The organism is Thauera chlorobenzoica (genome assembly GCF_001922305.1).
Taxonomy (GTDB): Bacteria; Pseudomonadota; Gammaproteobacteria; order Burkholderiales; family Rhodocyclaceae; genus Thauera; species Thauera chlorobenzoica.
In genome coordinates this window covers 438,354-456,819 of record NZ_CP018839.1, presented here as the reverse complement: position 1 = coordinate 456,819, position 18,466 = coordinate 438,354, and the positions used below count along the sequence as shown (strand labels likewise).

14 protein-coding genes are annotated in these 18,466 nt (G+C 70.0%); 3 read left to right on the top strand and 11 right to left on the bottom strand.

What is annotated here, in order from left to right; genetic code table 11:
• Window positions 1-21: 21 nt before the first annotated feature.
• From Tchl_RS02200 to Tchl_RS02190, 3 genes are all read left to right on the top strand, one after another.
• The gene (locus Tchl_RS02200; protein WP_075146949.1) at window positions 22-633 is read left to right on the top strand and encodes a glutathione S-transferase; all 612 of its coding nucleotides are present in this window, start codon (window positions 22-24) and stop codon (window positions 631-633) included.
• Between the two features lie 203 nt (window positions 634-836).
• Window positions 837-3,749 carry a transporter substrate-binding domain-containing diguanylate cyclase gene (locus Tchl_RS02195; protein ID WP_083945113.1) on the top strand — a complete coding sequence of 971 codons (2,913 nt, stop codon included), beginning with the start codon at window positions 837-839 and terminating at the stop codon, window positions 3,747-3,749.
• 114 nt (window positions 3,750-3,863) lie between these two features.
• Window positions 3,864-5,489 (top strand): ABC-F family ATPase, encoded by a 1,626-nt coding sequence (locus Tchl_RS02190; RefSeq protein ID WP_075146948.1) that lies wholly within the window; start codon window positions 3,864-3,866, stop codon window positions 5,487-5,489.
• A 78-nt stretch (window positions 5,490-5,567) separates the two neighbouring features.
• Here Tchl_RS02190 and Tchl_RS02185 read toward each other — a convergent pair whose 3' ends face one another.
• The 11 genes from Tchl_RS02185 to Tchl_RS18240 all read right to left on the bottom strand — a co-directional run bounded on the left by Tchl_RS02185 (window position 5,568) and on the right by Tchl_RS18240 (window position 18,440).
• The gene (locus tag Tchl_RS02185; protein ID WP_075146947.1) at window positions 5,568-6,263 is read right to left on the bottom strand and encodes an RNA polymerase sigma factor FliA; all 696 of its coding nucleotides are present in this window, start codon (window positions 6,261-6,263) and stop codon (window positions 5,568-5,570) included.
• Between the two features lie 53 nt (window positions 6,264-6,316).
• On the bottom strand, window positions 6,317-6,721 hold the full coding sequence (locus Tchl_RS02180) for a flagellar protein FlhE (RefSeq protein ID WP_075146946.1): 405 nt from the start codon (window positions 6,719-6,721) through the stop codon (window positions 6,317-6,319).
• Window positions 6,718-7,356: a hypothetical protein gene (locus Tchl_RS02175; protein ID WP_075146945.1), complete on the bottom strand. Its 639-nt coding sequence runs from the start codon at window positions 7,354-7,356 to the stop codon at window positions 6,718-6,720. The genes Tchl_RS02180 and Tchl_RS02175 overlap by 4 nt, the downstream gene beginning before the upstream one ends.
• A 2-nt stretch (window positions 7,357-7,358) precedes the next feature.
• Window positions 7,359-9,656: a flagellar biosynthesis protein FlhF gene (gene flhF, locus Tchl_RS02170; protein ID WP_075146944.1), complete on the bottom strand. Its 2,298-nt coding sequence runs from the start codon at window positions 9,654-9,656 to the stop codon at window positions 7,359-7,361.
• Window positions 9,653-11,710 (bottom strand): flagellar biosynthesis protein FlhA, encoded by a 2,058-nt coding sequence (gene flhA / locus Tchl_RS02165; RefSeq protein WP_103893847.1) that lies wholly within the window; start codon window positions 11,708-11,710, stop codon window positions 9,653-9,655. Before flhA ends, flhF begins: the two co-directional genes overlap by 4 nt.
• A gap of 26 nt (window positions 11,711-11,736) precedes the next feature.
• Window positions 11,737-12,894, bottom strand: coding sequence for a flagellar biosynthesis protein FlhB (gene flhB, locus Tchl_RS02160; RefSeq protein WP_075146942.1), 1,158 nt, complete (start codon window positions 12,892-12,894; stop codon window positions 11,737-11,739).
• 189 nt (window positions 12,895-13,083) lie between these two features.
• Window positions 13,084-13,752, bottom strand: a complete 669-nt coding sequence (cheZ, locus tag Tchl_RS02155) for a protein phosphatase CheZ (protein WP_075146941.1) — start codon at window positions 13,750-13,752, stop codon at window positions 13,084-13,086.
• A 34-nt stretch (window positions 13,753-13,786) separates the two neighbouring features.
• Window positions 13,787-14,176 carry a chemotaxis response regulator CheY gene (gene cheY / locus Tchl_RS02150; protein ID WP_075146940.1) on the bottom strand — a complete coding sequence of 130 codons (390 nt, stop codon included), beginning with the start codon at window positions 14,174-14,176 and terminating at the stop codon, window positions 13,787-13,789.
• 48 nt (window positions 14,177-14,224) lie between these two features.
• Window positions 14,225-15,286 (bottom strand): protein-glutamate methylesterase/protein-glutamine glutaminase, encoded by a 1,062-nt coding sequence (locus Tchl_RS02145; protein ID WP_075146939.1) that lies wholly within the window; start codon window positions 15,284-15,286, stop codon window positions 14,225-14,227.
• Window positions 15,283-16,224 carry a CheR family methyltransferase gene (locus Tchl_RS02140; protein WP_075146938.1) on the bottom strand — a complete coding sequence of 314 codons (942 nt, stop codon included), beginning with the start codon at window positions 16,222-16,224 and terminating at the stop codon, window positions 15,283-15,285. The genes Tchl_RS02145 and Tchl_RS02140 overlap by 4 nt, the downstream gene beginning before the upstream one ends.
• Entirely contained in the window at window positions 16,221-18,440 is a 2,220-nt protein-coding gene (locus tag Tchl_RS18240) for a methyl-accepting chemotaxis protein (RefSeq protein WP_075146937.1), read from the bottom strand. Before Tchl_RS18240 ends, Tchl_RS02140 begins: the two co-directional genes overlap by 4 nt.
• Window positions 18,441-18,466 lie beyond the last annotated feature (26 nt).

Sequence of the window (18,466 nt, the reverse complement as noted above, 5' to 3'; positions counted from 1 at the left end):
CGTCACGGAGACTCCCGCCCCATGAAACTGCTCGCCTCGCTCACCAGCCCCTACGCCCGCAAGATCCGCATCATCCTTGCAGAAAAGGCGCTCCCCTTCGAACTCGTCATCGACTCCCCCTGGGAGGCCAACACCCGTATCCCCAGCCTCAACCCGCTGGGCAAGGTGCCGGTACTGCTCACCGCCGAAGGCGAAGCCTTCTTCGACTCGCCGGTGATCGCCGGCTACCTCGAAACCCTCGGCGCGGCCCCGGCGCTGCTGCCCGCCGGCGCGCTCGAAACCGTGCGCGTACGCCAGACCGAGGCGCTCGCCGACGGCGTCGCCGACGCCGCGGTCGCCGCCCTGCTCGAATCCCGCCGCCCCGACGGCGAGCGCAGCGAACGCGAGATCGCCCACCAGTTCGACAAGGTCGAGCGCGGCCTGGCCGAACTGGAGCGCCGCCTCGGCCACCGCCCGTGGTTCAACGGCGATGCCATGCAGCTCGGCGACATCGCCGTCGCCGTCACCCTGGGCTACCTCGACCTGCGCTTCCCCGACTTCGACTGGCGCAGCCGCCACCCCGGCCTGCAGCCGCTCGCCGAGCGCCTGTTCGCGCGCGCCAGCTTCGCCGCCACCCAGGCACCGGCAGGCTGAAAGCCATTACGGCGGCGGCCCGCCTTTCAAAGGTGTTAAAGTAGCGCCATCAGAGTAAACCCTGATGGCGATGGCGTACGGTCGGATCGCGTGTTCCGCGCACAGGCGGCAAAGCCGCATCCTGCGCCCCACCCCCACATGAATTCCCCGCAGGGCCGCGCCGGGACGGCCCTGATCTTCGACCACGCCCCCGTGCGTAACGCATGCCTGCCTTGATCCCGACCGCCCTGCGCTTCCTGGCGCTGTGCCTGTTCATGCTGTGCATGGCGGGCCGCCCCTCCATCGCCGCAGAGCCGCGCGCGGAACCGCTGCCCACGGTGACGATCGGCGTCGTCGCCGACCACGAGCCCTATACCTGGGTCGAGAACGGCCGGGTCGTCGGCTTTTCGATCGACGTCCTCGACGAAATCGCCCGCCAGGCGGGCCTGCGCTTCGAATACCGCGCCGGCAGCTGGCCCGAGCTCTACCCCGCGTTCCTGCGTGGCGAGATCGACGCCATCGACGGCATCTCCTACCGCGAGGAGCGCAGCTCACAGGTCCGCTTCACCGCGCCCTATCACCTGCGCCACACCGTCGTCATGCACGACACCCGCCGGCCGCTGCCGCCGGTCGCCGATCTGGCCGGGCTCAAACGGTTTCGCGTCGGTATCGTGCGCGACATCTACTTCAAGAGCGCGCTCGTCGACCACGGCATCGAGCTCGTCGAATACGACGGCCTGCCCAACCTGGTGCGCGCGATCGCCTTCGGCTGGGTCGACGCCATCGTCGGTCCCGAGCTGGCGCTCGGCTTTCTCGCCCGCAAGGCCGGTTTCAACCAGATCGGCGTCGCCGCGCGCATCCCGATGGGCGGACTGGAGATCGAGGATTTCCGCATCGGCGTTCCCCCTCAGGCCCCGGATCTGCACGCCCGCCTGGCGGCCGCGGTCGCCGCCATCGCACCGGGCCGGCTGGCCGAACTCGAGCACCGCTGGCAGGAACTCGGCGGCCGCCCGGCGGAAACCGGCGGCGACTTCCGCCTCAGCGAGCAGCAGGCCCTCTATGTGCGCGGCCTGGGGCCGCTGCGGGTCGGGATCACGCGCGACTATCCGCCCTTCAGCTTCGCCGACGACGGCCGGACGCAGGGGCTGGCGGTGGATGTGCTGCTCCGCGTCCAGGATCTCACCGGCCTGCAGACGATCATCGTCGCCGATACCTGGCCGGTCCTCCTCGAACTCTTCCAGCGCGGCGAGATCGACCTCATCGCCAACATCTCGGAGACCCCGGAACGCCGCCGCTTCACCCGCTTCACCGCACCCTACCACCGGATCCCGAACGTTGTGTTCACACGCACCGAGCACACCCGCCGCCTGACCTCGGCCGGGCAGTTGCACGGGATGCGGGTCGCGGTGACTGCGGGCGTGTTCTACGAGCAGCCTCTGCGCGCGCACCTCGGCGACAGCGTGCTCGCCTTCTCGTCCCAGCAGGCGATGTTCACCGCGCTCGCGGAAGGCAGCGTCGATGCCGTCCTGTCCCCCCTGCACAACGGCCAGCACTGGATCCGCACCCTCGGCCTGAGCTCCCTCCACGTAGCCGGCGAACTCGAGCTCGAAGGCCATTCCGGCGAGGATTTGCGCTTCGGCGTGCGCCCCGCGCTCGAGCCGCTGGCGGCGATCATCGACGCCGCGCTCGCCAGCCTGTCGCCGACCGAGCGCCACACGATCGCCAATCGCTGGCTGGGCGCAGCGCTGCCGGCCGCCACGGCAGGCGGGGACGGCACCCCCGTCGCCTTCGACGACCGCGAGCGCAGCTTCTTGCAGGAGCGCCAGAACACGCTGAAGGTGTGCACCTCACCGAACTGGATGCCGTTCGAAGGCGTCGACGCCCGGGGCCGCCACAGCGGCATGGCCGCAGACTTCCTCGGCCTGTTCGCCTCCCGCTCCGGGGTGCGCTTCGAGACCGTCCTCCTTCCCAGCTGGAACGACGCGCTCGGGGCGATCCGCGAGCGCCGCTGCGACCTGCTGACGCTGGCGGTGCAAACCCCCGAGCGGCTCACCTACCTGAACTTCACCGATCCCTATTACACCGTTCCCCACATCCTGCTCGGGCGCATCGAAACACCCTTTCTCGACGACATGGACCAGCTCGCCGGGCGCAACGTCGGCGTGGTGCGGGGCCATTCCCTCCTGCGCTGGCTGCGCGAACGCTACCCGCTGATCCATATCGTCGAAGTCGACAGCGAAATCGACGGCCTGCACCGGCTCCAGCGCGGCACCCTGTACGGCCTGCTCAGCAACCTGAACTCGGCCGGCTACCATCTGCACGAACTGGGGCTGGCCGACATCAAGGTCCTCGGCCGCATTCCCGGCGACGCCGCGCTGTCGGTCGCAACCCGCAACGACCTCCCCGAACTGCACGCCATCGCCCGCAAACTGATCGCCACCCTCGGCACCCAGGATCGTCACCGGATCGAATCGAAATGGCGTGCCATCGCCGTCGAACAGAAAGTGGACTACCGCCTGCTCTGGCAATGGGCGAGCATCGGCGTGCTGGCACTGGTCGCGCTCCTGCTGTGGAACCGCAAGCTCGGCACCCTCAACCGCCAGCTCGCCGAAGCCAACGCCCGACTCGAACAGTACAGCCTCAGCGACGGCCTCACCGGCCTGGGCAACCGCAAGTATTTCGACCGCGAATTCGACACCGGCTTCGCCTGGTGCCAGCGCAGCCGGACCGGCTTCGCGGTGGTGATGATCGACATCGACCATTTCAAGCACATCAACGACACCTGGGGCCATCCGGCAGGCGACGAGTGCCTGCGCCTGCTGGCCGACTGCCTGCGCACCCACTTCCGCCGCGACACCGACCGCCTGGCCCGCCTCGGCGGCGAGGAGTTCGTGCTCTTCCTGCCCTTCTCCGATGCCGACGCCACCCTCGCCCGCATCGAGGCCGTGCACGCCGAGATCGCCACCCTGCGCGCACCGGCGGGCAGCCAGGGGATCGGTTTCACGATCAGTGCCGGGGTCGCGATCGGCATCCCGAGTACGGCCGAATACGCATCGGATTACCTCAAGCGCGCCGACCAGGCCTTGTACGAGGCCAAGCGCAGCGGGCGCAACCGGATCATCGTGGACCGGCACTGAGCGCCCTCCCTCCTCCCGCCCGGCCCACGACCACGGCACGCATCCGCCCCGCACAAAGCCCGCTGCGCTGGCTATAATGCAAGGCTTTGTTTTAACTGAAAATCAGGATTCTCCGTGCTCGTCGCCGCCAATATCACCATGCAGTTCGGGGCCAAGCCCCTGTTCGAGAACGTCTCCGTCAAGTTCGGCGACGGCAACCGCTACGGCCTGATCGGCGCCAACGGCGCCGGCAAGTCGACCTTCATGAAGATCCTGTGCGGTGCGCTCGACCCCTCCGCCGGCAACGTCTCCAAGGACCCGCACGAGCGCATGGCCTACCTGCGCCAGGACCAGTTCGCCTATGAAGACATGCGCGTGCTCGACGTGGTGATGATGGGCCACGAGGAACTGTGGGCGGCGATCAAGGAACGCGACGCGATCTACGCCAACCCGGACGCCACCGAGGACGACTACATGCACGCCGCCGAGCTCGAGGGCAAGGTCGGCGAATACGACGGCTACACCGCGGAAGCGCGCGCCGGCGAGCTGCTGCTCGGCGTCGGCATCCCCACCGAACTCCACAACGGCCCGATGAGCGAGGTCGCCCCGGGCTGGAAGCTGCGCGTGCTGCTCACGCAGGCGCTGTTCGCCAACCCCGACATCCTGCTGCTCGACGAGCCGACCAACAACCTCGACATCAACACCATCCGCTGGCTCGAGGACGTGCTCAACAACCGCGACTGCACGATGGTGATCATCTCGCACGACCGCCACTTCCTGAACCAGGTGTGTACCCACATGGCCGACCTGGATTACGGCACGATCACGATCTACCCCGGCAACTACGACGACTACATGGAAGCGTCGACGATGGCGCGCGAGCGCCAGTCCTCGGCCAACGCCCGCGCCAAGGACAAGATCCAGGAGCTGCAGGCGTTCGTGCGCCGCTTCTCGGCCAACAAGTCCAAGGCCAAGCAGGCCACCAGCCGCCTCAAGCTGATCGACAAGCTCAAGCCCGAGGACGTCAAGCCGTCCAGCCGCCAGTACCCGTGGATCCGCTTCGACTACGACGACAAGGACAAGCTGCACCGCCTCGCCTGCGAGGTGGACACCGTCTCCTTCGCCTACGAGGGCATGGACAAGCCGCTGATCCACCGCTTCTCGATCGCCATCGAGGCCGGCGAGAAAGTCGCAATCATCGGCGAGAACGGCGTCGGCAAGACCACCCTGATGAAGCTGTTGGTCGGCGAGCTTGCGCCGCAGAAGGGCGCCATCAAGTGGGCGGAGAAGGCCAAGCCGGGCTACTACGCGCAGGACCACTCGAGCGACTTCGCCGCGGACGTCAGCCTCACCGACTGGATCGCGCCCTACTCGCGGATCACCGCCGCCGCCACCGGCGAGGACAACGAGACCCTGCTGCGCGGCACCCTGGGCCGCCTGCTGTTCTCGGGCGACGAGGTGAAGAAGTCGGTGAAGGTCATCTCCGGCGGCGAGCAGGGCCGGATGCTGTTCGGCAAGCTGATGCTGTCGCGCCCCAACGTGCTGCTGATGGACGAGCCGACCAACCACCTCGACATGGAGTCGATCGAGTCGCTCAACACCGGCCTCGACAAGTTCAACGGCACGCTGGTGTTCATCTCGCACGACCGCGAGTTCGTCAGCTCGCTGGCCACCCGCATCATCGAGATCAAGCTCGACCACCAGATCATCGACTACCGCGGGACCTACGAGGAATATCTCGCCAGCCAGGGCCTGGAGTAAGCGGCAAGGGCGCAGGAAGCGGCGGCGCCGACGGTCGCAAGGACCGCGCTGCGGCTCCGCCGCCACCGCGCCCCGCGTTCACCGCAAGCGCGCGCGCAGGCGGGCCAGCGCCTGGCTGTGGAGCTGGCACACCCGCGACTCGGTGACCCCGAGCACGGCGCCGATCTCCTTCAGGTTCAGTTCTTCCTGGTAGTACAGCGCCATCAGCAGCTTCTCGCGCTCGGGCAGGGCCTCGATCGCCTCGACGAGCCGGCCGCGCTGCTCGCGCTCGAGCAGCGCAGCGTAAGGCGCATCGGGCTCGAGGCGCTCGTCGACCGGCTCCATCCCGGCCTGCAGCAGCTCTTCGAGCGGCAGCAGCTGGCCGCTGTTGGTGTCGCTCAGCAGCTGGTGGTAGGTCTCCAGCTCCATCCCCAGCTCGGCCGCCACTTCCAGCTCCGTCGCCGGGCGCCCGAGGCGCTGTTCCAGTGCGCGCACCGCCTCGTCGAGCGCGCGGGCGCTGCGCCGCACGCTGCGCGGCAGCCAGTCGCGGCTGCGCAGCTCATCGACCATCGCGCCGCGAATGCGCTGGCTGGCGAAGGTGGCGAAACCCGCGCCCTGGGTCGGATCGTAGCGCCCGAAGGCCTCGATCAGCCCGACCACCCCGGCCTGGATCAGGTCGTTCAGCTCCACGCTGGGCGGCAGGCGCACCTGCAGCGCAAGCGCCTGGCGCCGCACCAGCGGCAGGTATTCCTCCAGCAGTGCGTCCTGATTGATCTTGCCCTGTGCGGTATACATGGATCGAATTCTGGATCGGGTCGGGCGGCGGACCTTGCGGACCGCTCACCGCGTCACTGGTAGTTGACAATCACCTGCATGCGGCTCGCGCGCGCCCCGCCGGGGGCACCCGGAGCCGCCGCAAAGCGGAAATGGAACCCGCTGCCGGCGGCCGCGCCGGCAAAGGCGGTACTCGTGCCGCGCGCGCCGCCCAGCACGACGCAGTGCTCGGCCTGGCACAGCCAGGCGTGCGCGCGGGCCGAGGGCGGCAACGCATATTGCCAATGCACAGAGGCGACACGCCGCCCATCGACGGCCGCACCCGGCGGCGGCAGCAGCTCTGCCGAACGCACCGCGCGCGCCGAAACCGGAACCGGCACGCCCGGCGCATTCGCCACCCAGCTGCCGGCGGCGGTGGCACCCAGTGCGGCACCCACCGCGCACAGCACCGACAGTCCGCCCGCGAGCCTTCCCTTCATCGGGCCAGCACCACCAGCTCGATGCCCAGGCAGGACGCCGCGACCTGCTGCAGGTTGGCGAGCAGGCCGCGCCGTGGCCAGCCCGGCGGATGCAGCGCCAGCAAGCGCCGCGGCCCGCCCGCCGCCGCCAGTTGCCGCAACACCCGATAGGCACGGCGGAACGCGTCGCCTTCGCCCTCCACCCACAGCGCCCAGCGCGGCTGCTGCGCGCACAGGGGCGCGAGCTGAGGGCTGGCGGCATCGACCGCGACGATGCGCCAGCGCGCCGGGTCGCCGACCCAGCGCTTGCCCGCCCGCGCCCACGCCTCCAGCACCTCGGCCGCGAGCCCACTGCGGCTTTCGCCAAGGCCCAGCACCATCAGCGTGCACGGTGCCGTCTCCCGCGGCGCGGCGGACGCCGGATCGAGCGCGCGGGCAGGCGCCGCCACCGCCGCCGGCGGAGGCCGCGCTGCGGGGCCGGGCGCGGGCTCCGCCGGCAGCGGGCACGAGGACTGGTCCGCCCCCGCCCCATCGCCGGCGCCCCCCGCAGCGCCCAGCGCCATCGCCGCCATCCAGCGCCGCAGCCCGGCAGCCTGGTCGGGGCTCGCCGCCGCCGGCGGCGCCTCGGCGGACGAAGGCAAGGCTTCGCTCAGCATCGTCAGTCCCCGGCTCCGCGTTCACCGTCGAGCGCGCCGATCGCGACCTGGCGCAGGCTGTCGCGGGCGGCGCCGAGGTAAAGCAGGGCCTCGAGCAGGTTGGTCGCGCTGCGCCGCCGGCGCCCTCCGGCCAGCCCCAGCAGTTCGGCGCGCAAGTCCATCGCCCATTGCCCTTCGGCGGCGTCCAGGCTGGCCGCCGCCGCCGCCAGCCCGGCGGCCAGCAGCAGGCGCAGCTCGCGTCCGGTATCGACCTGCCACAGCTGGGGCAGGCGCTGCCAGGCATGGCGGGTCAGGCGCGGCAGGCTTTCGCCGTCGAGCTGGCCGGCGAGCAGGGGCAACGCTGCCGCCTCGGCGATGTCGGGGGTGATCCAGTAGCGCTGCCCGAGCGCCGCGCCGCTGTCGGCATCGCGCAGCTCGGCGAACCAGGCGCAGGCGGGGCGGGCAGGCGCCGTCCGGCGCCCCCCCGGATTGGCATTGACGGCAAGCCGGGAGAGGCACATCCGCGCCGGCCGCGAACGCATCCGCACGCGGTATTCGCCACCCGGTGAAGCGAGCGCGCGCAGCTGCACAAGCGGATGGCGCTCGCCCCCACAGGTGACGCGCTGGCTGCCGCGGACCACGCTCGACCACTCGTGCCCAGCGGCCTCGAGCCAGGCCCAGGCGGCCTCGTCGGGAAGCGCGGGCAGCAGATGGACGCTCGTTCCCAGGCGCTCGCGAGCCCAGCGCAGGCGCTCGAGCTGGCCCGCCGGGGCGTGGTGCTGGAGCAGCGCGGTGGCCATCCAGTGGCCGTCACCGTCCACGCCGATATCGGGCATCGCCCAGTCGCAGCCGGCCAGCGGCGCACGCGCCATCCAGCGCATCCCGGCCGGCGCGCTCCGCTCGAGCGCCTGTTCGCACAGCGGGCGCAGGCGCGCTTCGCGCACCGCCGCCGGCAGGCCGGCAAGGTCGCAGGCCGTTTCGAACTCGCGGAAGCCGCCGACGCGTTCGCGCAGCGCGCCGAGAATGGCGCTCACCCGCCGCCCCTGGCCGATAAGGCCGTGCGCCCAGCGCGCCGGCGGCTCGTAGATCGGGGCGCCGGGCGCCGCCGCCGCCGCGCTGCTCGCCAGCGCCTGGCGCACCAGCGCGATGCCGTCGGGCAGGGCCAGGTCTTCCGGCACCTGCTGCCCGGCGGACACGAACAGCAGGCGCAGGCCGTGGCGCATCAGCGCATCGAGCACCGGCCCGATCCGCCCCGCTTCGTCGAGCTTGGTCAGGATGCAGTCGTCGAGCGTGCCGCCGGCGGCACGCGCCGCCTCGCGGTAGCGCACGATCACCTCCTCCAGCGTTTCCGGCTGGGCCGCGGCGTTGAGCAGCAGCACCAGGCGCACCGCGATCCCGGCCTGCTGCAGGCGGGCGCTCTGTTCGATGACGCGCTGGTCGCGCTGGCTGGTGCCGACGGTGTCGATCAGCACCAGGCGCTGGTCGACCAGCCCGGTCAGCACCTCGGTGACCGCTGCGCCGGCATCGAGCGCGTGGATCGGCACATCGAGCAACCGCGAGTAGATGCGCAGCTGCTCGTGGGCGCCGATCCGGAAGCTGTCGGTACTGACCAGGGCCACGCCGGCGGGGCCGTGGCGCATCACCAGACGTGCGGCGAGCTTGGCCGTGGTGGTGGTCTTGCCGACCCCGGTCGGCCCGACCAGGGCGACGACCCGGCTCGAGCCGGGGAAGGCGGTTTCGTCCTCGAGCCGGCGCAGGCGCGCGAGCAGGCTGCGCGCGATCCATTCGAGGCGGGCATCGTCGGCGCCGGCTTCGAGCTCCTCGGGCTCGCCGTGGGCGAGTTCTTCGGCCAGGGCCGCACTGAAACCGGCGCCCCGCAGCAGCTCGACCAGCGGCAGGGTCGATGCGCGGGCACGCAGCGGGCGGTCGCCGCGGGTGCTGGCGAGCAGGCTGCGCATCTCCTGCATTTCGCGCAGCAGGCGTTCGCTCATCGCGCTCATCGTCTGCAGCCCGTGCTCGGCGGCGGCAGCGGGGGCGGCAGACGCCGCAGGGCGGGCAAAGGGCGGCGCGGGATCGCGCGCACTCGGCGCGGCCGCCGCACGCACGCCGTCCGCGCCGGCAGCCGCAGGCGCTGCGGGCGGCGGCGGAACATTGACCGCACGCGCACCGAGGGCGGCGGCGGCATGGTCGGCGATGGCGATGATCTCCACCCCTTGCTCGATCTGCCGGTTCGACAGGATCAGCGCATCGTCGCCGAGGGCGGCGCGCACCTGGCGCATCGCCTCGCGGCTGTTGGCGCCGACAAAACGTTTCACACTCATCCTCGTGCTCCGACCACGGTAGTCACCCGCAAGATGCGGTCATCGGGAATTTCGGCCTGCGACAACACTACCAGCTGCCGCAGGCGCCGGCGCAGGAAGCCCGCCAGCAGCGGGCGCAGCGCATGGGCGACGACCATCACCGGCGGGTCGCCGGCGGCTTCCTGGCGAGTCAGCGCCTCGCGTGTCTGCTCGAGCAGGATCTCCGCCAGGCCAGGCTCGAGCGCACCGTTGCCGCCGAGCGCCTGGGTCAGTACCTGCTCCAGGCGCGCGTCGAGGCCGATCACGCGCATCTCGCCCCGCCCCGGGAACCAGGGCTGCACGATCGCACGCCCGAGCGCGATCCGCACCTGCGCGGTGAGCGCTTCGACGTCCTGCGGCTGGGCGGCTTCGGCCGCCAGGGTATCGAGGATGCTGACCAGGTCGCGGATGCTGACCTCCTCGTCGAGCAGGTTCTGGCAGATGCGCTGCAGCGCGGTGAGCGGCACCAGCTTGGGCACCACTTCTTCGACCAGCGGCTTGTAGTCGTCACCGAGGCGGTCGAGGAGCTTGCGCATCTCGTCGCGGCCGAGCATCTCTGCGGCATGGAGGTGCATCAGGTGGTTGAGGTGGGTGGCCACCACCGTGCTGACGTCGACCACGGTGTAGCCGAACACCTGGGCGTGCTCGCGCTGGCCGCCGTCGATCCACACCGCCGGCAGGCCGAACGCCGGGTCGGTGGTCGCGGTGCCCTCCACCGTGCCCGACACCTGGCCGGGGTCGATCGCCAGCCACTTCCCGGGGAATACTTCGGCACGGCCGATCTCGGCCCCCTTGAGGCTGATCGTGTAGGTGTGCGGGCCGAGCTCGAGATTGTCGCGGATGTGCACCACCGGTGGCAGGAAGCCCAGCTCCTGGGCGAACTTCTTGCGTACGCTCTTGATCCGCCCAAGCAGTTCGCCCTGCTGGCGGTGATCGACCAGCGGAATCAGGCGGTGGCCGACTTCGAGGCCGAGGGTGTCGACCAGCTGGACGTCTTCCCAGCTCGCCTCCGGGGCCTCGCTCGCCACCGGGGCGACGGTTTCCGCTGCGGCCGGCGCCGCCTGCGCAAGCGCGCGCCGGCGCAGCTGGGTCCAGCCCAGCCCCACCAGCAGCGCGGCGAACAGCAGGAACACCAGGTTGGGCATCCCCGGCACCAGGCCGAGGAGCGCCATCACCGCACCCGACAGCAGCAGCACCTGCGGGTTCACGAACAGCTGGCTGATCATCTGCTGGCCGACGTCCTGCTCGGTGTTGGCGCGCGACACGGTCACGCCCGCTGCGGTCGAGATCACCAGCGCCGGGATCTGCGCCACCAGGCCGTCGCCGATCGCCAGCAGCACATAGGTGTGCGCGGCGTTGGCGAAGCTCAGGTCGTGCTGCAGGACGCCGATCAGCAGCCCGCCGACGATGTTGACCACGGTGATCAGCAGGCCCGCCACCGCGTCGCCGCGCACGAACTTGCTGGCACCGTCCATCGAGCCGTAGAAATCCGCCTCCTGGGCGATTTCGGCGCGGCGGCGGCGGGCCTCGTCCTCGCCGATCAGGCCGGCGTTGAGGTCGGCATCGATCGCCATCTGCTTGCCGGGCATCGCATCGAGGGTGAAGCGCGCGCTGACTTCGGCGATCCGCCCCGCGCCCTTGGTGATCACCATGAAGTTGATGATCACCAGGATCAGGAACACCACCAGGCCGACGGCGAAGTTGCCGCCGACGAGGAAATGGCCGAAGGCCTCGATCACCTTGCCCGCCGCATCGCCACCCTGGTGGCCCTGAAGGAGCACGACCCGGGTCGAGGCGACGTTCAGCGACAGGCGCAGCAAGGTGGTAAACAGCAGCACCGAGGGAAAGGCGGCGAAGTCGAGCGGCTTCAGCGCGAACATGCTCACCAGCAGCACCATCAGCGACAGCGCGATGTTGAAGGTGAACAGCAGGTCGAGGACGAACGGCGGCAGCGGCAGGACCATCATCGACAGGATCAAGATGATCAGTACCGGACCGGCGAACAGGTTCAGCCGCATCAGCGCGCGCCAGTCCATTGCCGCCAGGCGCTGGCCGAACCCGTTCACCCCTCACCTCCCGCCGCTCGCACCGCGGCCACTTCCAGTTCGGGCGGCACCACCAGCAGCGGCGGCGCAGGCGGCACCCCGCCCTCGCGCTGCGCGCGGCGCAGGCCGAAGGCCCAGGCCAGCAGCTCCGCCACCGCGGTGTACAGCGCGGCCGGCACCTCGGCGTCGAGATCGACGTGGCGGTGCAGCGCGCGCGCCAGCACCGGCGCTTCCAGCAGGGGCACGCCATGGTCGACGGCGAGCGCGCGGATGCGCGCCGCCACCGCATCGGCGCCCTTGGCCACCACCCGCGGCGCGGCCATGCGCGCGGCGTCGTAGCGCAGCGCGACGGCGAAATGGGTTGGATTGGTCACCACCACGTCGGCCTCGGGCACCTTGCTCATCATGCGCCGCCGCGCCATCTGCTGCTGCACCATGCGGATCCGCCCCTTGACCTGGGGGTCACCGTCGGATTCCTTGTGCTCGCGGCGGACTTCGTCCTTGGTCATGCGCAGCTTCTTGCCATGGCTCCACAACTGGTAGGGAACGTCGATCAGCACCACCACCACCAGGGTCAGCACCATCAGGGCGCAGGCCTGCGCCGCCAGTTCGAGCGCCCGCGCCAGCGCCCGCGCCACCGGCATCTGGGTCAGAACACGGAATTCGTCGATATGCAGGGCGAGGAAGGTCACGCCGACTCCACCGACGAGAAACGACTTCGCCAGCGCCTTGAACAGCTCGGCCAGCGCCTGGGTGGAAAAGACCCGCTTCAGCCCCTTCACCGGGTCGAGCTTGGAGAACTGCGGCACCAGCGCCTTGGCCGACACCAGCCAGCCGCCGAGCAGGGCCGGCGCGATCAGCGCGATCAGCGCGAGCAGGGCGAACAGCGGCATCATCCCGAACAAGGCCCGGCGCAGCAGCTCGAACCCGGCCAGCACCATCAGCCGCGGCTCGAAGGCGTGAGTGCGCTCGAACAGGAAGGCCTGCTCCATGATCGAGCCGAGCTGTTCGTACAACGCCGCACCCATCACCCACAGACCGCCCACGCCGCCGACGAGCAGGGCGAACGTGGCCAGCTCGCGCGAGCGCGCGACCTGGCCCTCCTCGCGCGCCTTGTCCAGGCGCCGCGGAGTGGCTTGTTCGGTTTTTTCCTGATCGCTGCCGTCGTCTGCCATCGACACGCCCGGACAATGAAATTGCAACCGGGCATTGTCCGAACATTTCGTCCCCGCCGGTGCGGCAAACAGCGGACGGATTCGGCGCCAGTTCGGGCTTGCGGAAAAGCGCGGGGGCGGGGGCACGCCGCGCGCCTGCTGCGCCGCGCCGCACCGCCGCGGCCGCGCGCGGCAGGTGCCGGGGCGGACTCAAAACCCGAGTTGCTCGAGCAGGTCGTCGACCTGGTCCTGGTTGGCGACCACGTCGGGATTGCCCTCGGTCTTGATCTGCGGGCCGTTGAGCAGGGGATTGGCGCCTTCCTTCGGCGCACGGGCGAAGTTCGCCTGCTGGGCGGCGGGGGCGTTGTCGATCAGCACCTGCAGCAGCTGCTGCTCGATCTCGCGGATGACGTCCATCATGCGCTTGATCACCTGCCCGGTGAGGTCCTGGAAATCCTGCGCCATCATGATTTCCAGCAGCTCGCGGTGGGTGGCCTGGGTCAGATCGGGCACCTCGCCGAGGTAGCCGCGGGTGTCCCGCACCAGCTCGCGGGCCTGCTCGAGCTCGACCGGGTTCTGGAACCACGCCGACCACCGGTCGTCGAGCTCCTTCGCCCGCGTGCTCAAGGTGTCCTGGATCGGCTGCGCCCGATCGATGGCGTTGAGCGCGCGCTCGGCGGCCTGCTCGGTCATCGTCGCAACGTAGCTCAGGCGGTCGCGGGCATCGGGAATGGCCTCGGCCGCGCGGGCGATTTCCTTGTCCAGCCCCAGCTCGCGCATGCTGTCGCGCAGCATGCGGGTGAGCTGGCCGATCCGCAGGATCAGGTCCTCGCCGGCGGCGTGGCCGCCCGGCGAGGTCGAATGCGCCTCAGCGCTCATGATCGCTCCTTCCGACGGAATCCGCCGTAATCAATTACATACCCAGTTTTTCGAAGATCTTGTTCAGCTTTTCTTCCAGCGTCGCCGCGGTGAAAGGCTTCACCACGTAGCCGTTGGCCCCGGCCTGGGCCGCGGCGATGATGTTCTCCTTGCGCGCCTCGGCGGTGACCATCAGCACCGGGAGGGCCTTCAGGGCGCCGTCGGCGCGGATCTGGCGCAGCATCTCGAGGCCGTCGAGATTGGGCATGTTCCAGTCCGAAACCACGAACTGGAAACCGCCGGCGCGCAGCTTGGTGAGCGCATCCTGGCCGTCCTCGGCCTCATCGACGTTGTTGTAGCCCAGCTCCTTGAGCAGGCTGCGCACGATCCGGCGCATGGTGGGGAAGTCATCCACCACCAGAATCCTCATGTTCTTGTCAGCCATCTACCTTCCCTTTCCTTCAATTCAAATGAGTGAAACAACAAGCGGCGCTCACACCCGCTGCACGTGCCCCGCCTGGGTGACGAGCTCGAGCAGGCGGGGGGCGATCGCATCGAGGCCGAGCACTTCGCAGGCTCCGCCGAGCGCAATCGCCTCGCGCGGCATCCCGAACACCACCGAGCTGGCCTCGTCCTGCGCCACCGTGGCCGCGCCCGCCTGGCGCATCTCCAGCAGGCCGGCGGCGCCGTCCTTGCCCATCCCGGTCAATAGCACGCCGACCGCGTTGCGCCCGGCGTGCACCGCCGCCGAATGGAACAGGACATCGACCGACGGCCGGTGGCGATTGACCGGCGGGGCGTCGCTGAGGCGGACGATGTAGTTCGCGCCGCTGCGGGCGAGTTCGAGGTGGGCAGTGCCGGGGGCGATGTAGGCGTGGCCGGGGAGCACCCGCTCGCCGTCGCTCGCCTCGCTGACGGTGATCTCGCACAAGCGGTCGAGGCGCTCGGCGAACGAGCGCGTGAACCCCCCCGGCATGTGCTGGGCGATCATCACCGCGGGGCTGTTCGGCGGCAGCCGCTCGAGCACCGCGCGGATCGCCTCGGTGCCGCCGGTCGAGGCGCCGATGATGATCAGCTTCTCGCTCGAGATCAGCGGCGCCTTCAGCCGCGCCGGCGCCGGCCGCACCCCGGACGCCCCCCCGCGCGGCCGCGAACGGGCGGCGGCGCGGATCTTGTCGGCGATCAGCTCGCCGTATTCGAGCATGCCTTCGCGCAGGTCCGCGCTCGGCTTGGCGATGAAGTCGAGCGCGCCCAGCTCGAGCGCGCGCAGGGTGATTTCGGAGCCGGCCTGGGTCAGCGACGACACCATCAGCACCGGCATCGGCCGCAGCCGCATCAGGCGCTCGAGGAAGTCGAGCCCGTCCATGCGCGGCATCTCGACGTCGAGGGTCAGCACATCGGGGTTGTGCTTCTTGATCAGGTCGCGCGCCACCAGCGGGTCGGGCGCGACCGCCACCACTTCCATGTCGTCGTGCTCATTGACGATGCGGCTCAGGACATTGCGGATCAGCGCCGAATCGTCGACGCACAGCACCTTGATGCGCGGCTTGCTCATGACGCCCACCCTTCTTCGGCGACGCGCCCGAACCCGCCTTCGGGGCGGCGGCCGGCGGGCGCGGGTGCGCCGGCGGCACGGACATACACCGTCTGCCCGCGTAGACGGAACGACTGGGTGATGTAGGAAAAATTCTCGGAGTGCCCGGCAAACAGCAGGCCGTCGGCCTTGAGCAGCGGCGCAAAGCGCTCGAGGATCCGGGCCTGGGTCGCGGTATCGAAATAAATCATGACGTTACGGCAAAATATCGCATCGAAGGGACCATCGATCTGCCACTTCGCGGCAAGCAGGTTGAGCGGCTCGAAACGGATCATCGCCGCGATTTCGGGGCGCACCCGGGCAAACCCCTGGCGCGCGCCCCGGCCTTTCTGGAAGAAGCGCCGCAGGCGCTCCTCGTCGATGCGCTCGAGCCGCTCCAGCGGGTAGACGCCTTCGCGCGCGCTGTCGAGCGTGTCGGTGTTGATGTCGGTCGCGATCACCTGGGCCTCGCTCGCCCGCGCCCCGAGCGCCTCGACCAGGGTCATCGCGATCGAATACGGTTCCTCGCCGCTGGAGGCCGCTGCGCACCACACCCGCACCGGCCCACGGCGCTCGCTGACGTGGCTGGCGAGCAGGGGAAAGTGATGGGCCTCGCGGAAGAAGGCGGTCAGGTTGGTGGTCAGCGCATTGGTGAAGGCTTCCCACTCGCGCGCCTGGGGCTGGCGCTCGAGGCGCGCGATGTAGTCGCTGAAACGCTGCAGCCCATGGTGGCGCAAGCGCCTCGCCAGGCGGCTGTAGACCATTTCCTTCTTGTGCTCGGACAGCACGATGCCGGCACGCTCGTAAATGAGGGTGCGGATGCGCTCGAAGTCACCCGCAGTCAGCTCGAGGTCGCGCGCGCAGGAGAGGCCGGACGCCGAAGCGCCCGTCCGGCTCCCGGGATCGGGTCCGACGCTCAAAACTCCTCCCAATCGTCGACTGCGGATGCCGCCATCCCCACCGGCGCCGCCAGCGCCACGGCGGGAGCGCCAGCGCGCACGCGGCGTCGGCTGGTGGGCTCGGCATCGCCCCCCGCCAGGGCGGGACGGGGCTTCGCCGCGCCGCCAGCGCGCGTGGCCGGAACCGCGGCGTGGTGCAGCCCTGCGCGCTCGGCGCCGGCGCCGCGCAGGCGGAAGGCGGCGATCGCGATCGTCAGCTGCTCGGCCTGGTGTTCCAGTGCCGCCGCCGCGCGCGCCGTGCTTTGCACGCGCGAGGCGTTTTCCTGCGTCACCTTGTCCATCTCGACCACCGCCTGGTTGATCTGCCCGATGCCGCTGGTCTGCTCTTCGGAGGCCGCGGTGATCTCGCCCATGATGTCGTTGACCCGGCTCGTCGCATTGACGACTTCGCCGATCGACGCTTCGGCCTGATGGATGAGCGTGGCGCCGCCCTCGATCTCGGCCGACGAGGTGTCGATCAGGGCGCGGATCTCCTTGGCCGCATTCGCCGAGCGCCCGGCGAGGTTGCGCACCTCGCCGGCGACCACCGCGAAACCGCGCCCCTGCTCGCCGGCGCGCGCGGCCTCGACCGAAGCGTTGAGGGCGAGGATGTTGGTCTGGAATGCGATCGAGTCGATGACGTTGATGATGTCGGCCATCTTGCGCGAGCTCGCGGTGATGCGCCCCATCGAGTCCACCACGCCACGCATGTGATCGCCCGCAGTGCGCGCACGCTTGGCGTTGTCCGACGTCAGCCCGCTCGCCTGGCGGGCGTTTTCGGTGTTCTGGCGCACGGTGGCAGTCATCTCTTCCATGCTCGAGGCGGTCTGCTGCAGCGCCGCGGCCTGCTGGTCGGTATGCGAGGACAGGTCGTTGTTGCTCGCCGCGATCTCCCGGCTGGCCGGCGTCACCACGGCGATGCCGGTGTTGACCTCGGTGACGATGTTGCCGAGGCTGCGGCGCATCACGTCGAACGCACCCATCAGCTTGCCGAGCTCGTCGTCACGGCGCTCGGGCGCATCGATGCCGATGTTGCCGGCGGCGATCTGCAGCGCGAACGCGCGCAGCTCGGCCACCGCGCGCAGCAGGCTGCGGATCACCATCACCCCGACCAGGGTCAGCAGCACCAGACCGAGGGCGGCGCCGACCGACAGCACCATCGCCATCTTCGCCTGCATCTCCTCGGCCTCGGTCGCCAGCGCCGCGGCCAGCACCTGCTTCTCGCCCACCAGCGAGGACAGCAGCGCCGACAGCTTGATGCCGGTGGCCTGGAGTTCGGGGGAGCGCTGCATCACCGCCTGGTACACCTCGAACGGCTCCCCGCCGGAGAGCAGCTCGGCCATGCCCTGCAGGCCATCGGCATAGCCCTGGAAGACCTGGTCGAACTCGCCGGCGATTCCGGTGTGGTTGATTTCGCGGGCGCGGTAGGCGTCCCACAACCCGAGCATGTTCGAGCTCAGGCGGCCCACCGTCCCTGCCCGCTCCTCGCGCCCCTCGAGTACCGTCATCGGGTTCGACGCAGCCACCGACTGATAGCCCTGGGTGATCAGCTGGTCGATCTGCTGCAGGCGGGCGATGTCTTCCAGGCCGTCGCGGCGCAGTTCGAGCACGCGCTGACCGGCGCTGTCCATCGCATACAGGCCGAGCCCGCCGGTGAGGATCAGCAAGCCCGCGGCGATCGTCATCATCGCGATCATGCGCGCGCGCATGGTGCGCAGGTTGAAGGCGCCGAGCCAGCCCAGCAGGCCGCTGCGCTTGATCTGGCCGCGCGCCAGCGCGACCCCGCCCTTGCCCTCGCGGATGCGCTGGTAAGCGGCTTCGGCACGCTCGATCGCAGCGCGCTCGGCCTTCAGCCGCACCGAGGCGTAGCCGACCACGCTGCCGCCTTCCATCACCGGCGTGACGTTCGCTTCGACCCAGTAGTGGTCGCCGTTCTTGCGCCGGTTCTTGACCAGGCCTTGCCAGCTCTCGCCCGCCTGCAGCGTCTGCCACATGTTGGCGAAGGCCTCGGGCGGCATGTCCGGATGGCGCACGATGTTGTGCGGCGCGCCGATCAGCTCCTCACGGGCGAAGCCGCTGACTTCGACGAAGGCCCGGTTCGCATAGGTGATGACACCGTTCAAGTCGGTGCGCGTGTTGAGGATCTGCTCGTCCTTCAACTCGTATTCTTTCTGGGTGACGGGCTGGTTATTGCGCATCGAACGTTCCCTCCTCGCTCTCGAAT

Excerpts from the sequence above, each read along its gene's own strand:
- Tchl_RS02200 (WP_075146949.1), top strand. The coding sequence starts at position 22 with ATGAAACTGCTCGCCTCGCTCACCAGCCCCTACGCCCGCAAGATCCGC.
- Tchl_RS02195 (WP_083945113.1), top strand. The coding sequence starts at position 837 with ATGCCTGCCTTGATCCCGACCGCCCTGCGCTTCCTGGCGCTGTGCCTG.
- Tchl_RS02185 (WP_075146947.1), bottom strand. The coding sequence starts at position 6,263 with ATGTATACCGCACAGGGCAAGATCAATCAGGACGCACTGCTGGAGGAA.
- Tchl_RS02180 (WP_075146946.1), bottom strand. The coding sequence starts at position 6,721 with ATGAAGGGAAGGCTCGCGGGCGGACTGTCGGTGCTGTGCGCGGTGGGT.
- Tchl_RS02175 (WP_075146945.1), bottom strand. The coding sequence starts at position 7,356 with ATGCTGAGCGAAGCCTTGCCTTCGTCCGCCGAGGCGCCGCCGGCGGCG.
- flhF (WP_075146944.1), bottom strand. The coding sequence starts at position 9,656 with ATGAGTGTGAAACGTTTTGTCGGCGCCAACAGCCGCGAGGCGATGCGC.
- flhA (WP_103893847.1), bottom strand. The coding sequence starts at position 11,710 with ATGGACTGGCGCGCGCTGATGCGGCTGAACCTGTTCGCCGGTCCGGTA.
- flhB (WP_075146942.1), bottom strand. The coding sequence starts at position 12,894 with ATGGCAGACGACGGCAGCGATCAGGAAAAAACCGAACAAGCCACTCCG.
- cheZ (WP_075146941.1), bottom strand. The coding sequence starts at position 13,752 with ATGAGCGCTGAGGCGCATTCGACCTCGCCGGGCGGCCACGCCGCCGGC.
- cheY (WP_075146940.1), bottom strand. The coding sequence starts at position 14,176 with ATGGCTGACAAGAACATGAGGATTCTGGTGGTGGATGACTTCCCCACC.
- Tchl_RS02145 (WP_075146939.1), bottom strand. The coding sequence starts at position 15,286 with ATGAGCAAGCCGCGCATCAAGGTGCTGTGCGTCGACGATTCGGCGCTG.
- Tchl_RS18240 (WP_075146937.1), bottom strand. The coding sequence starts at position 18,440 with ATGCGCAATAACCAGCCCGTCACCCAGAAAGAATACGAGTTGAAGGAC.